This is a genomic window from Exiguobacterium sp. EA-TM-5, assembly GCF_053878415.1.
This window is the reverse complement of record NZ_JBSRPW010000003.1, coordinates 116,334-132,401: the sequence shown is the minus strand read 5'-3', so window position 1 is coordinate 132,401 and position 16,068 is coordinate 116,334. Positions and strand designations below refer to the sequence as shown.

At 36.5% G+C, this 16,068-nt stretch carries 7 protein-coding genes; 2 read left to right on the top strand and 5 right to left on the bottom strand.

Annotation, left to right across the window (positions count from 1 at the left end; translation table 11 throughout):
- Positions 1 to 6: 6 nt before the first annotated feature.
- From ACV3PA_RS16940 to ACV3PA_RS16920, 5 genes are read right to left on the bottom strand one after another with little or no spacing between them, the layout of a single operon-like run.
- On the bottom strand, positions 7 to 1,560 hold the full coding sequence (locus ACV3PA_RS16940; protein ID WP_456126000.1) for a hypothetical protein: 1,554 nt from the start codon (positions 1,558 to 1,560) through the stop codon (positions 7 to 9).
- Positions 1,553 to 2,266, bottom strand: coding sequence for an ABC transporter ATP-binding protein (locus tag ACV3PA_RS16935; protein ID WP_053451822.1), 714 nt, complete (start codon positions 2,264 to 2,266; stop codon positions 1,553 to 1,555). The genes ACV3PA_RS16940 and ACV3PA_RS16935 overlap by 8 nt, the downstream gene beginning before the upstream one ends.
- A gap of 19 nt (positions 2,267 to 2,285) precedes the next feature.
- A complete protein-coding gene (locus ACV3PA_RS16930) occupies positions 2,286 to 3,053 on the bottom strand; it encodes an ABC transporter permease (RefSeq protein ID WP_456125999.1) in 768 nt (255 codons plus the stop codon).
- Positions 3,050 to 3,952: an ABC transporter ATP-binding protein gene (locus ACV3PA_RS16925; RefSeq protein ID WP_456125998.1), complete on the bottom strand. Its 903-nt coding sequence runs from the start codon at positions 3,950 to 3,952 to the stop codon at positions 3,050 to 3,052. The genes ACV3PA_RS16930 and ACV3PA_RS16925 overlap by 4 nt, the downstream gene beginning before the upstream one ends.
- Positions 3,936 to 4,178 carry a PLDc N-terminal domain-containing protein gene (locus ACV3PA_RS16920; RefSeq protein WP_456125997.1) on the bottom strand — a complete coding sequence of 81 codons (243 nt, stop codon included), beginning with the start codon at positions 4,176 to 4,178 and terminating at the stop codon, positions 3,936 to 3,938. Before ACV3PA_RS16920 ends, ACV3PA_RS16925 begins: the two co-directional genes overlap by 17 nt.
- 420 nt (positions 4,179 to 4,598) lie before the next feature.
- Between ACV3PA_RS16920 and ACV3PA_RS16915 the strand changes: the two genes are divergently transcribed.
- Entirely contained in the window at positions 4,599 to 11,795 is a 7,197-nt protein-coding gene (locus ACV3PA_RS16915; protein WP_456125996.1) for a condensation domain-containing protein, read from the top strand.
- A complete protein-coding gene (locus tag ACV3PA_RS16910; RefSeq protein ID WP_456125995.1) occupies positions 11,782 to 16,056 on the top strand; it encodes a condensation domain-containing protein in 4,275 nt (1,424 codons plus the stop codon). Before ACV3PA_RS16915 ends, ACV3PA_RS16910 begins: the two co-directional genes overlap by 14 nt.
- Positions 16,057 to 16,068 lie beyond the last annotated feature (12 nt).

The window sequence follows — 16,068 nt, the reverse complement described above, 5'->3', positions numbered from 1 at the left end:
GTGATGTTAGTTAAGAACGAGAGTTTGTTCTTTCATGGACTTGATCAACAAGAAAATTAAAATGAGGTTGAATAGAGCAAGCATCGGGAGTGCAAAATTGAACCCTAGAATACTCAGTACTGTATTTAATGAAATATACATCGTGCTGATGGCAGCGGTAAAGATAGTAGATTTTCCTTGTTTAATGATTTCCATCTCACTAGACCAGTTGTAATTGGGAAACTTAAGGTTTATGAAGAAACCGACCAGACTAATCAAAAACAAGCTAGATGCCGTAAAGACGATGAAGAAAAGGCTGTCCACGATGGAAGTGCTAAAATGAAGCATATAGACTAGAATGGCACAGATTACGCCTGGTATAAACAACATGAGATTTAATGCGATTTTAGCCATCGATAAGTCTTTTAGTGTCAGCGGGGAAGTGAGTGTAATCCAGATGCTTTTTCCTTCGAATGACAAACTAGAGGAAGTCGTCGTGGTCAATAAGATACAAATAGTCGTAAAGATGATAAATATATACTTACTACTGATTGTGATGAACGAAAATTCAAAAGTGTATGTGTAAAGAAGTGGTACCAAGTTGAATAGGTAGACTAAACTACCAATCAGTAATATCACGGGAGTTAAGATGGTGTTACTTACATAGGTAATCGATGATAGATAAAGTTGCACTTCCTTGAGAAACAACTGTTTGAAAATGTTGTTTTGAATGAGTGGTGTTCCTTGATTGATTTTTCTTTTACGTGTCTCCTGAAAAAGGCTTTCTACAGCTACATACTTATATTTAATGATCCAAAGAGAAAGGATGGTTAATCCTCCTGTTAGGACAGTCATGGCAAGTAGTCGCATCATGTCATTTTCGATGTTCCAAAGACCTGTCAGTCCAAATAGATTGAGAGGTGAAGATAGATAAAAGATGGATTTGTATTGAAGTGAGTCAGAATTAAGAAGCGCAAAAACGATTGGAATTAAGAAAATTGAAACTGTCACTAAAGCTTCAGCAACGTTATTTTGTAATTTGATGATGCTTAATATCCATTTACTCAAAATCGAAACGAGTAATGTGGATGAAAGGATCAGAAGAGGTGTCGTGATGAGTAATACAATCGAGCTGAAAACAAAGGAAGGAATGTTTGGAACGATTAACAAGTAAGAACATACCGCAGCAATGAGTGCTACCGCGATTAACGAGGTGTAGATGAAAAATAGTTTAATCAAGTGAAACAATCGGAGTTGCCATAGGGGTAAGGGAAGACTGAAGATGAAATCCCGATCGTTTGAGAAGACGATTTTTTTAACACCGCTTAGTATTGTCCAGATCCCGAACACCCAGAAAAGAAGTGAAGAGAGAACAGGTAGAAGAATGTCTACCTGATCGTTCGAATAGAGGTCGAAGGCGATATATAGCACATAGGAGATCGCCATGAAGAGTGCAGCACAGTACCCAGCAATCGTCAGAGTAGCGTGATTACGATCTGACTTACTATTTGCGTTATTCAGTCGAGATATTTGAAGATCGTTTAGGATAACGAATTTTTGTAATGAAAGAAGCTTATTCATGTGTAGTAATCCTCCTAAAAGTCTCGTTCAAACTTCCGTTTACCAATAAGTTGATCATCGTATCATTCACAACTACTTTTCCTTCGTGAATCATCACAACCTTGTTGCAAATTTTTTCTGCGACTTCTAAAACATGAGTAGAATATAAAACAATGGCACCTTCTGAAGCACGTTTTTTCATCTCTTCTTGCAAAAAATAAGTGGCATTAGGATCTAAACCGACAAACGGTTCATCTAAGATGATCAATTTTGGGTTGTGCATCAATACGGAAATAAGGACTAACCGCTGCTTCATTCCATGCGAATAGGTGGAGACTAGATCATGGATTGCATCACCAAAATGAAGTTTCTTTAATAAAATCGTTAGTTGATGATTGATCGTGTCGCTATCCACGTTGTAGATGCTTCCTATGAGTTCCAAATACGAGTATCCTGTCATATTCCCATATAAGGCGGGTGTGTCAGGTGAATAGCCGATCTGTTGTTTAAACGCTTGAGGATCGCTCTTAATACTGATGTCATTCAACTCAATTTCACCTTGATCAAAATTATGAATACCGACAATCGATTTAATTGAGGTTGTTTTCCCAGCACCATTCATTCCAATGAAAGCACAAATATCGCCTTCCACGAGTTCTAAATTTAAATTCTTGATCCCCTTCTCGGAACCTCCATAAATTTTCGTGAGATTTTGAATCGTCAACATATGAAATCCCTCCTTGTTATTAAGAATGTTTCAATTTTTTATTTGAGATTACTAAATTAATGGATATGAACAATAGACAAGAGAGGATACTTAAATGATTCGCATTTGATACGGTCATAAGTTGTGATTCTGCTAAGTTTAAGACCGAACCTGGTGATAAAAGAAATATGGAATGATTTAAACCTTTTAGTAATACACAAACGATTGATAGGATAATCGTAAACACAGCTACGATTATCGGATTTTTAATGAAACTACTTAATAAAATGGTAAGACTGATAACGAAAAGGATCCAGATGCTGTAGTATAGGAGAAAACCTAAAAAACCTAAAAATGAGAGAGCACCGAATAAATAGATTGTGTAGTAATAAGAAGTGAGAGCACCGACCATGATGCAAAACATACTAATCAACCAGTGACTTGTCATTTTTGACAGGATGTAAGAAGGAACGGTGACAGGTCTTGTTAAAATGAAGTCCTGCATTCCATTGTTCCGATCAGTCGCAATCATTCCCATGAAACTGATGATGAGTATGATGAGACCGATTTGGTTAAATTGCCCTGAAATTGTAGAGATGAAGATTTCACTAGAAGACGGAATCGGGCGATTCGGATCAAGTGTAATTCCATCTGCACCACCCACGTTTTTTAGAATGACGTCCATATACTTATTGAGAAGGGGCTGAGTCATTCCTAAAATAATAAAGACGATGGATAACCAAATGATTTTAAAGTCTTTAATAGCTTCAATTAACTCGGTTCGGAATAAAATGTAATAGTTGTTCATGTCTCTGAAACCATCTCTAGAAAAATATCTTCTATACCCTTCTCATAATATTCAATCGAGGTAATATCCAAATCATTCGCTTGGGTTTTAGTCAGCAGCGTTTTTAAGTCTAAGTCATGTGAGCCGGTGAATATAAAAGATCTGGAAGAGGTATATTCAATATGCTCAATCGTGTCATCGTTTTTCTCAAAAGAAATGATTTTTTCTTCGGTGTAAGCTCTGTTAGTTCTGATAAGTACTTGCTTTCGATTGAGTTCAGCATAGTCTTCGTCAATATTCCCGACGATTTCACCGTTCTTGATCACGATATATCGATCACAAAACTCACTCGCATCATCTAATATATGTGTCGAAATAATAATCGTTGTTCGTTTCTTGAGCTTTCCGATTAATTTCTTTACTTCGTTTCGGCCGATAGGATCTAATGCAGAAACTGGTTCATCTAAGATAAGTAACTGTGGCTCATGTAAAATGGCTTGTGCGATACCAAGCCGTTGTTTCATTCCTCCTGAAAGTTGCTCAACTTTCAGCTTTTGTTTTCCCTGCAACCCTACTTCCTCTAGAACGAGTGGGATTTTATGGAGTAATTCACTCTTTTTTAATCCTGACAGTTTTCCGAAAAACATTAATGATTCTTCACAAGTCATCCAGGGCTTAAAATCTGTATGTTGTGACAAATAGCCGATGTGTTTTTTATGGCTTAGGATTGGATCAGAATAAAAACGAATATCACCTTTGTCATAATTAAGAATTCCGGTCATGCATTTAATTAAAGTTGTTTTACCTGCTCCATTAGGTCCTAATAGTCCTATACATTCTCCTTGAGAAATCGAAAAGTTAACGTCGGTTAGAATAGGGCGACTATTAATTGTCTTGTAAAGGTTACTGACCGTAATCATGACGATGAATCCTCCTTCCGATTACTAAAAATAAGATTGGTCCCAATAATTGAATCAGTAAGATGACAAGTAACCAGACATAAGGAATTGCTATCTGATCTTTTCGTTTAAACCAATCTACAAGGGTAATGATGATGAGCAGTAGATTAAAGAAAAGAATAGGCAACATGAAGGGAAGAATTTGATTCCAGTCGATCTCCAAAAGTGCATTAAAGTCTGTGTTCAACTTAATCACTCCTTTCTATTTCCATTATCAATAATGAAAATTAATAAGTCAACGCTTTTGTTAAAAAATAAAGAATGATTGGAAAAACCATAACCATTATTAAGAATGAAAAAATAAATTTTTTACTTCAATGATTAAAATCCATAAAAAATAATTGTATTTTAGAAAAGTAATAAAGCTTATATTAGATAATTGGTCTTACCAATTATGAATGCCTAATACGATAAATAGGATAAATTAAAAGTATATCGAAATAAAAAGTCGTTCATGAAACATTTGAAATGAAATATAATTACGATTTTATGGGAGGTTGAAACTTTATTTATAGTGTGTTTAATTTGAAACGAGGAATTTTATGGGAGTGTTTTACTGTTATTTGATTGAGAAATAGTTCTAAAAATGCATCGGAGGTCAATCGATATGGAGAGTATGATGTTAAAAAAGTCAAAAGAAGTAACCGATTTTGAATATCAAATGTTTATCTTATCGAAAAAACTTGGGACATCAGATTTATACACGGAGACGTGGGCTTTCAAGCTTTCTGATCATATCTCCATGTCGAAATTGGAAATGGCAATACTCTCTGTCATCGAAAAAAACGAAGATATACATAGTCGATTTGTAATGGTGGAGGATGCACTTAAAAAAGTATCGAATGTAAATCATGATGTTTTAGAAGTCATAGATAGCAATGAGATTGAACTAATGAACTTGATTGAGGATTTGAAGAGTGAAAAATTTGATGTAGAAGAAGATGCGTTAATACGCTTCTACTTGTATCATCATCGTTCTTCAAACGAAGTATATCTATTAATCAATTCGCACCATATTTTAACAGATTCTGTGACTAAGAATATTTTGTTGAATAAAATATTCAATGAATATGACGATAAAATTGATTCTCTGGCGATCAAGACAATAGAGAATGATCAAGGAATAAATAAAAATCCACTCTTGAATCTAGAATCATATAAATCTTATCTAGCCAAAATCATTAACTATCCTGATCGTGCTAATCCTTATGGTGCTATTAAGGAGAATATAGATGGGCATGTAAATCACATTTTGTTTTCGGAAGAGTTTCTTGATAAAGTCACTAGCATTTGCAAAACAAAGCGCATCACTCCTGTAACTTTTTACTTATCTACATTTTATACATTCCTATGTCATGAATTGAATACGACGCAATTTCGATTAGGAATTCCTTTTTCAAGTAGAAGTAATAGTAATGATTCAAATAAAATTGGATATTTTGTAAATACTTTGCCGTTCGGTCTGGACATTGGTGATTTTAGTTCCTACAAGCAGTTACTAAAGCATGTTCAACTGGAATTATTCAAGTTAGATGAGTATAAAACGATTGCAAGCTCGCATATTTCGGATATCACGTCTTCGATGAACGGCAACTTATATAGAACCGTGTTTAGTTATCAAGAAACAGAACCATTGAATCAAATAGACTCTGAAGTCTACACATCCCAGAACGGAGCAAAATTTGAATTAACAGTAAATTTCAAAAAAACAAAAAATTCTCTTCAATGTGAAATGGAATTTTCAGATGAAACATGGTCCTTAGAAGAATCATCCCGTTTCATTCATCGATTTAAGAAATGGATGCTGAGACATGTTGCTGAAGAATTTGATTGGGATGTCTTGAACATTAAGAACAATCAAAATGAATTGATTCTCGAAGAGGATTCTTACCAATTAAGAGGCGAATTTAGTTCTCAAAAATCGGACTCAATCTACGATAGATTTTCATCATACAGCAATCATTCAACATACCATTATGCGATTTCACATAATAAACACTGCATCAATTATAAAGATCTGAATGATAAGGTGATCAACTTCTCGCATAGACTTTTAAAACTTGGACTTAATTCCTCTCAAGTCGTCGCTCTAAGACTAAATAGATCTATCGATACAATTGCACTCATCTTTGCTCTATCGAAGGTAGGGATTACGCACGTCCATCTCAGCGAAATGTATCCTCTAGATCGAACGGAGTACATATTAAAGGATTCGAAAGCGTCACTCCTTATCTGTGAGGAAACGACGAAAAGCGATGATGGGCTACTCTTAGAAAAGATCACATGGGTTGATTTTTATCAAATTGATGATACTCCTCCGATCTCAGTACAGACCCAGAACAAAAATGAAATTTTCAGTTTGATCTACACTTCTGGAACAACAGGGGAACCTAAAGGAGTAAAAATCAAAAATGAAAGTATCATTAATTTTTCATCCAATCATATGAATTTTATCACCCATCCAAATGAAGTGTTTACACATGTCAGTACGTATACATTTGACGCATGGTTTTTCGAGGTAATGCTTCCTCTATTGAATGGGAAGACCTTGATAGTGATAAATTCACCTATAACTGACGAGAAGAATTGGCATTTTGGAGAAAAAGATGTTTTACCAACGGTCTCATTTTTGACCACAGCATTATTTAACTCGTTCGTAGACAGTAAGTTGATTAAGAAAATTCATTCCATCCAGAAATATGTAATCGGGGGCGAAAAGGTCTCTCCAAAACATGTAGAAAACGCCTTCAAGCAAAACGAGAACATAGAGATCATTAACGCATACGGACCAACAGAAAATACGACGTTCACCACCATCTATAAGATACCGAAACAAGTACCACGAGACATCCCGATTGGTACACCACTGACTAATACGAATGTCATTATAACGGGTCCGAACATGGAGATTTTACCTAAAAATTGTTATGGAGAAATAATGATTTCTGGTAGGAATTTAATGCAGGGCTATCTCAATAAAGGAAATGACAAATTAATCGAGTCAAACGTGAACGGTTTGGAAGAGATGTACTATAAAACAGGCGATATCGGAAAGATTGGTCTCGACAATCAATTGTATTACTTACACAGAAAAGACCGCCAAGTGAAGATTAGAGGATTTAGGATTGAACTATCTGAGATTGAACAAAAGTTGATGCAGGTTAATGGAATCACAAAATGTGTTGTACAGGTAGAAGATGAAATCAATCGCAAAAAATTGATTGCCTATTTTACAGGTACGCTTGACGTGGAGAACCTTAAAAAACATGCTGAAATCTTATTACCCAAATACATGTTACCAAATCAGTACATCTTACTTGAAGACATCAAACTAACGATTAACGGAAAAATCGATAAATCTTCTGTAGTTGAAGCTATTCATATTAATGAGAACACCAACCTAGTTTGGAGTCATACAGAAAAAATGATTTTGGAAGCTATCTCAAAAGTCACAAAAAATGAGAACGCGGATAAAAATGAAAACTTCTACTCGTTAGGAATCGACTCTATTTCGTCTCTTCAAGTGTGCTCGCTTTTAAGGTCCAAAGGAATGGACATCAGCGTTTCAGAGTTCTTCAAATACCAATCGATCGCGTCATTGGCGAACTATATCGAGGAGTCTAATAAGTTAGGTGAAATTAGCGATGTAACACGTCAAGTGTGGACTGAGAATACACTTTCACCTATCCAAAAATGGTTTTTTGATACGCAGCCTAATCATCCATCACATTGGAATCAGACAGTTCTTATAAAGCTATCAGGTGGACAACATATAGAGACGATTGTGGAGAGTCTAGAGAAGCTAGTGAATCAATTCAATATTTTCTCTTCGATCTTTACATACGAGGATGAAAACTGGATTCAGAAAATCATGGAGAATCGTTCCTATCATATTAGTGTTCAATCTGATGTGAGTGAGATGAACTTAGATGATGTGCTGGCATCTAATCAAAAAAGAATCGATATACGTAAAAATCTATACCATTTCTCTATCATTCGAGTAGCTGATAAAACGTATGTCCAGCTGGTCATTCATCATTTAATTATTGATGGCGTTTCATGGAGAGTACTGTTATCGCAGCTCTCAAATAATCTCGAGGATAATTCGGAAATACTTACGGAAAGAAAAAGCTTTAATGAGTGGGTACAGTATCTCGATAATTTTGAGGTGAGTAAGGCATCTAGGCTATTTTGGGATGAGCTCGATATCGAACTGGAACCTAAATTGACGGTTAACTATAGTGATATTCATTCCCTTGAGACGGAATTTAACCTATATCAAACAAAGGAGCTAAAAGAAAAAGTCATTCATCATTTCATGGGAGATCTAGAGTCTACTTTGTTAGGTATCTCTGCCAAGGTAATAAATAAAGTCATACAGAATTTAAATGAAACGATGGTCGTACAGCTCGAAGGTCATGGAAGACCCATGATGGAATCTGATTTTTCATCCACGATTGGTTGGTTCACGAGTATCTATCCAATTCAGTTGAAATGTGAAGAATCTACATCGGATACCATTTTAAAAACACATAAGATCATTTCTGAAATTCCAAATAAAGCTTTCGATTATTCTTTACAAAAATCGCTGAAATTTAAGTCTGACTGGACCTTTAACTTCATGGGTGACTTTAATTCTGATGCTTATCAAGGATTTGAGGTTTCAGAGATGTTTAGAACAGATGATTTTTCGAAAGAAAGTTTAGTACCCTACAGCCTTCAAATCGTACCCATTGTAGTAGACGATAAGCTCTCGATTAAAGTATTCTTCAATGAAAAATTGTATTCTATTGTTCAGATTCAGACATTGATCAAGGAATTGAATGAAGAGTTACTTACCTTCATTGACTCTAAAAGTGAGCGATATCTGCCTGTCTCTGGAATGAAGGAAGGTATGTTGATCCAACATGAAGCGTCGGAGGAGACTGGAGACTATATCATTCAATGGACAATGGATACACCGAATATCGATTTGAATAAATTTCAAGTAGCGACGAATACATTGATTCGTAAAGTCGATGCATTAAGATCAGTATTTACATTTATCGATGGAAACGGATATGAAATCATCAAAGAAGCCAGTGAGGTTTCGCGCAACTACATGACTACTATCTTCGATTGGTCTCTATTGGCAGACGATGAAGTCGAACGAGAGACTAAAAGATACTTAAAGAACCAAAAATCGATTGGCTTTGACTTTACGAATGGTCCATTGTTTAGGTTTACGGTCATTAAGAAAAAAACGAATTTCACTGTCATTTTTGAATTCCACCATATCATTTTAGATGGATGGAGCATGTCTCAATTATTCGATAGTTTATCCCAGGCATATGAACACGGTGTCGAAGTGGATCTACATGATTATGCCCAAGTTCGAATGAATCTTGAAACGTTGAAGAGTTATAGCAATTTAGAGGAATGGGACGGAGTTCTGTCCAACTACACGCCAATCAAATTCATGAATACGAATGGAATAGATGAAAGAATTCAGAGGTCCGGTTCCAATTCTATTAGTTCTTTGTTGTCTCAATACCTAAAGACGAACAACTTGACGATGAATGAATTCTATATGCTAGCTTGGAGCATCACACTATCAAAAGCATTCGGGAAAAAGGATGTCCTGTTCGGAGCTACTATTTCGGGGCGGAATACACTCTCGATGCAAGAATTGAACACAGTAGGCATGTTCATCGCGACGCTCCCAGTCAGAATGAACGACTTTGATGTAACAGAGACATCTTCATTGATTACTGCTATTAAACAGAATATGAAACGTATGCAGGATCATGATTATATTTCTTGGCTAGATATATCCAAGAAGTTAAAAGAAAACAGTGAAATTCAAATCGGTTATGTTTTTGAAAACTATCCTGTATCTGATAATGATGGAATGTTTTCGATTTCTAACTTTGATGGACAAGAACAGGTTGAGTTTCCGCTAGCACTTTCTGTTGTTCAAAAGGGGCAGGAAATCATACATGAAATGACGGCAAAATCTAGTGAAGTAAGCAGCGAATTATTGGATACGATCGAAGCCTTGTTTGAAGCGGTTGTATCAGGATTGATTCAGCATTCCAATGACTATGCGTATCTCTCCAAAAGGATACACGACGATACACGATTATTTAGTCCGCCTCGAGAAGTAACCAACTCAGAGATGGATTTGAGATCAGAATTGTTAAAGGGCTTCAAAGAATTTAGTGACAATGTATTCATTAAGCAAGAAGAAAAGTCCCTCACATATGCTCAAACGTTAAACATGATAGAGCAGATCATTCGAACTACGAATCTCTCGTCTGATGACGTCGTGGTAGTAAAAACGGAAGACCGGCTGAAAAAAACAATCTATCTCTTATCATGCTTGTTATCTGGAGCAACCTATGTGCCTGTTTCGCAAGAATACAATGAAAAACGAATTGACTATATTCTTGAAAATGCAGCTGCCAATTGTCTTTTCGATTCAGAAGGTAAGTTCCAAAGAATCAGCGAACGTTCGAAAAACGGTGGACTTGCTTATATTATCTATACGTCAGGAAGTACAGGGGAACCAAAAGGTGTGAAGGTGACACCTCAGAACCTAAGTAACTTTATATCCTCCATGAACGACTATACGTTTATCAGTCAAGAGGATGTCTATTATCAAAATATTGCTATGACCTTCGATCCTTCTATTATGGATGTATTGCTCCCGATGACAGTCGGAGCAAAGATGTATATACCTCTGGAAAAAATGATAGGAGACGAATTAGAAGAATTACTCGTCAAAGAACAGATAACTATCATGACATGTACACCATCCTTACTAAAAAATATGGATTTGTCACAGACAAAAAGTCTTAAAACATTGTTTGTCGGTGGAGAGAAGTTGACAATTAAAGACATTAAACATGTACCTGATACAACGACCATAGTAAACATGTATGGACCAACTGAAGCGACAATCACCAGTACGTTATTCGTTATTACGTCTTCAAACAAATACGAATTTAAGAGTTATCCGATTGGCCGACCGTTAAAACACATGAAGTATGCTATTCAATCTAAAGATGGCATGAGACTCCCATATGCTTCTCCTGGACAATTGATATTGGAAGGACCAATGATTTCTCCGGGCTACATCGATGATCAATTGACAAAAAAACACTTTAGGAAGGTTGGATCTTCGGAAGTGGGGACGAAATATGAAACCGGAGATTTCGTTCTTGAGACGAGCGATCACAGTATTCATTATCTAGACAGAGATGATGATCAAATTAAGTTAAGAGGTTACCGTATCGAGCTTCAGGAGATAGAGATCGTTTTAGATGAAGTAACCTCCATTCATGACTATCATCTAGTATTGGTGAACAATAAAACTTCTTTAGCATTGTTCTATAGAGGAGAAATTGAGAACGGCCAATTGAGACAAAAATTAATGAATACATTACCAACCTTTATGATTCCTTCAATCATCAAGCAAGTTGATGTATTTCCTACCACGATCAACGGAAAAATTGCTGTTGATGAATTGCTCGATGCGAAGGCAAACTCCATTGCAAATAGTCTATCGTACACCGAAAATACTGACGAAACATACATGACGATTCATTCGATATGGTTAGACACACTAAATGTAAATCAGTTGAATGAAAAAGATAACTTCTTTGAACTGGGTGGAAATTCACTACTAGCCATACAGGTCGTGAAAAAAGTAAACAACGCATTGTATATGAATGTCTCGATCAAGACATTATTCAAATATCCAACTTTACTTGAATTTGTAACTCAAACGCGAAGAGGTGAGATGTTAGATGTTCCGAACTGAAGCATTAACCCCAATGCAAAAAGGGATTTGGAGTCATACAAAACTTGAGGGTGAAAACGATCAATATTTAATTCCATTGATTCATAAAATTTCAAATGATGTCGAAACGACTGGTATCGAACTCGCATTAAACGAGGTCATTCGAAAGAATGAAGCATTGCGTGTAGAAATAGTTCCTGGAAACGACGTGTACCAATCAATCCAACCGTATGAGTATCATACTCTAGAGCTTATCTCAGTTAAGGAGAATGCAATTGCAGAATCGATTACGGAGTTCTTATCCTCAGGCATCTCTTTAAATGATTCACTTACGCAATATGTATTGTTTATAACACCACTTAACAAATATTTAGTCTGTAAATTCCATCATATTATTTTTGATGGACAATCAGCTAAAATTTTCCGAGATGAATTGATTGCCAACTTAAATAGTGTACCGCAACAAAAAAATGATACGCTCTATTCTTCATATCTGAAGAGTAGAGCGCATCAAAGTGATGCTGGGAATACATTCTGGGAAGCATATCTCCAGCAAGAAGTAGAGGGAATACCTAAATCGACGAAACAAAGTACCCAGGAAGTTGGTCGGCGAGATATTCAGGTGACTAAATTGCAATGCAGTTTAAGTGAGTACAAAGATGTAACACTTGAATTAGGTGGAACCTTATTCACGACAGGACTCACGGCTTTTCAGGTGCTGCTACATAAATACTTTGACCTTCATCACCCAGCCACAGCGATTCCTGTTTCTTTACGTTCATCAACGGAAGAACGGATGATAGGTTTTTTGGCGAATGTCTTACCATTGATATCCCATGTAGATGCTAATAAAACACTATTTGAACTACATGAGAACATTCAGGACTTGGTTTTTTCATTGATAGAAAATCGCAATATTTCATCCGGGGAAATAAATAACATGGTGAACCGAATGAAAAAGTCTACTTACCACAGCATGACTCAATGTGTATTTGACCTTGGTTTTGAAGATAATTCATTAGAGAACACTTTGATTAAGCAGACCAGCATCAACACGGAATATGATTTCTTAGCAAAAGTCATCATTAAGGATGAGGCAGTCTATTTTGAAACGAACGTCGATCAAGCGATTTTGGACAGTCAGGTCATCGCAGAGTTACATCAATCTTTTGACAAAATTATTCAAGCATTACGAGTAGACACGAACCAAGCACTTTCAGATGTCAACATCCTTCCAGACGCTCAACTACAAACTGTATTAGAATCACTCAAAATAAGTTCATCCTTTTTAACTACGCACGAAGCAGGATCTCCTCTATTCAAGGAATTCGAATCTGACGAGCTAGCAATTTCTTTTAATGATTTCTCGATCACTTATCTAGAATTGGCAATTTTAAAACAACAATTTCAAAAGAAACTAGAGGATTTGTATATACAAGATGGGGCCAAATGTGTGGTCGTTACGAAAAATAAAGGGCTTGCAGCTGTCCTCTATTATTGCATTCAACAATCTGGACATACTTACATACCGATTGCCCATGATCATCCAAGCGCCAGGATCGATAGTATCATCGAAGAGGCTAAACCAGTCCTCATTTTGTCTGATTTTTTGGAATCAGACAAATACAAGGTGACCGATGTTTCGATGGATAATCCATTTCTTCATTTAATAGAGGAAAACATCCTCTCTCGAGAAAGCGAGAGTTATACCGTCGATACATCGTATATCATATTTACCTCAGGTTCCACGGGTGTGCCAAAAGGCGTGCCAATATCCTATTCAAACATATTGAGTCTAATAGATGAATATAAGGCATTCGACATCAGCTTCGGGGATTCAGTAGCACAAATTGCAAGCCTCTCTTTTGATGCAAGTGTCTTCGAGTTCAGTCTTGCTTTTCATATAGGCGCTACGTTGAAGATATTCGATACAAAAGTAGGACATGAGCATTTTCCTGACTTTATACGACAAAATGAAATCACACATTTTTTAATGACACCGGAATATTACACAATCTTAGACTTTAAGTCGTGCGATACGCTCAAAACAATCCTGGTAGGTGGAGCACCTTATCGAAAAAATGCATCCATCCCACCACAAGTGAGAGTCTTGAATGCTTATGGTCCTAGCGAATGCTCCATTATCTCATCCTATAAATGCATGAAGGACACAACAAACGAAGCAAATATCGGGAAACCAATTTCTTCACTGTCCTATGTAATTCTAAATTCAGACAATCGCATCGTTCCGGATGGACAACGGGGGCAGTTATGCATCACTGGGAAAGGCATGTTTGACGGATATCTCAATCCCGATGTTAATCCATTCATAGAGTTGAAGGTTGCTGGCGAAACGTATCGGTTCTTCAAAACAGGTGACGTTGTCTATCGCGATAGAGATACACAAGATGTGATCTATACGAACCGAAATCAAGACATGATTAAGATTCGAGGAAATCGCTTAAATCCTGAGGAGATCACTCAACTTTGTTTAAAGCGTCCTGGAGTCACGAATTCCGTCACCGTGTTTCAGGATGGTCGACTCTATAACTTTTTCGTAGGGACAGACACGCCCCAGGCAATGGAGCAGCTATGTCGAAAGCACCTTCCTTCCTACATGATTCCTAGCGAGTTCATTAAATTGGATAAGATACCCATGACCATTAATGGAAAAGTGGATATGAACGAACTCAAAAACTATATCAAGTCAAAAGTAGATGTGAAGAAGTCTGAGAATGGAAACGTTCTGTATACGGATTTAGAGCAAAAAATTCTACAGGTGTTCACTCAACTATTCGATGAAAAAGATTTTAGTTTAAACGACAACTACTTCGAGATGGGTGGAGACTCTATCAAAAGTATACAGCTTGCTTCGCTCTTCCAACGAGAGAACATGAATATAACCTCTATCGACATTATGAATGCGACCCAGTTGAAAGATTTATCAAAGCTCGCACTAGTAAATACGATGGAGTTCAACCAACAACCTATTGAAGGTTTATTCGAACTACTTCCGATACAGAAATGGTTTTTCTCGCACGATTTCGATAACATCAACCATTGGAATCAATCCATGGAGTTTGAGATTGATAGCTCGTTAACTAAAAGCGATATCATCAACATCTATGACGCGATCCGGAGGAAACACGATGTATTAAGAAGTAACTTCATTGATACAGATCATGGCAAGAAAGTGATGATTAAAGAAAACGACAATAATAAAGGGATGGATGAAGTTTCAGTTGTTGAAATTCTAGATGTGGATAAAGAAATAGAAATGAAGCAACAACTGATAAATGATTTACAGGGAAGTTTAAACATTGAAGGCGGAAGTGTATCGAAGCTAGTCGTTATAAAAGATTCGGCTGAACGACATAGCTTAGTCTGGGTGATTCATCACCTGATTTGTGACAACGTGAGTTGGCTCATTTTAAAGGACGATTTTGATATGGCGATGAAGCAAGTAATAGCGAGACAGCCCATTCAATTGATGGAAAAGACTACGAATTTCGAAGTATTGATTCAAGAGACAACCAATCAAGTCATTCCCACTCACATTCGGACAGAATGGGAACGGATAATAGGAGCGGATAGTAAAGAGCGTTTCAAAAATCAGATGTCTTCCACTCTTAAGATACCTTTTAAAACAAAGATTTTTGAAGTAGATGAACGTGAAACGGAAGCACTCCTCTCTTTCTCTAAAAAGAAAAACTATAGTCTCGACACAATGATGATGATGTTGTTTGGTCGAGCAATGATGCGACAGAACGAATTAGAGGAAGTTTGGATTTCACAAGAACTTAATGGACGAGATCGATATTCCGACAATGTTCGATTGAATCAAACCGTAGGATGGTTGACTTCCATTCATCCTGTTCTATTGAAAAACAAGGAGCGGTTGGATGAATATCTATCCACCAATCACTTTACTGTCGATAAAACCAAAGCTATAGGTAAGTACTATGAACTATTAGAGCCTACGATGGAGACGCCTAATATTTCATTCAACTATTTGGGAGAGATGAGAGAACTACCTGACGTTGTAAATAAGAATGACATCAACAAGTATGATTTTTTTGATGAAATCGCTCTGAATGTTGCTTTAGTCCAAAACAAATTCATGCTTGTATTCTTATATAAAGAACACTTGGATCAATTAATTGATTCACTACAAACTATTATTCGAAATGAGATTCCTAAGTTGGAGCAAGAAGATGAAATTGAGGTTTTTGGTTTAGATAACAGTTCATTGGTCGATCTAAGTGAACTATTCAAAATTTGACGCATGATGAGG

Coding starts and splice junctions, on each gene's coding strand:
- ACV3PA_RS16940 (WP_456126000.1), bottom strand. CDS start 1,560: ATGAATAAGCTTCTTTCATTACAAAAATTCGTTATCCTAAACGATCTT.
- ACV3PA_RS16935 (WP_053451822.1), bottom strand. CDS start 2,266: ATGTTGACGATTCAAAATCTCACGAAAATTTATGGAGGTTCCGAGAAG.
- ACV3PA_RS16930 (WP_456125999.1), bottom strand. CDS start 3,053: ATGAACAACTATTACATTTTATTCCGAACCGAGTTAATTGAAGCTATT.
- ACV3PA_RS16925 (WP_456125998.1), bottom strand. CDS start 3,952: ATGATTACGGTCAGTAACCTTTACAAGACAATTAATAGTCGCCCTATT.
- ACV3PA_RS16915 (WP_456125996.1), top strand. CDS start 4,599: ATGGAGAGTATGATGTTAAAAAAGTCAAAAGAAGTAACCGATTTTGAA.
- ACV3PA_RS16910 (WP_456125995.1), top strand. CDS start 11,782: ATGTTCCGAACTGAAGCATTAACCCCAATGCAAAAAGGGATTTGGAGT.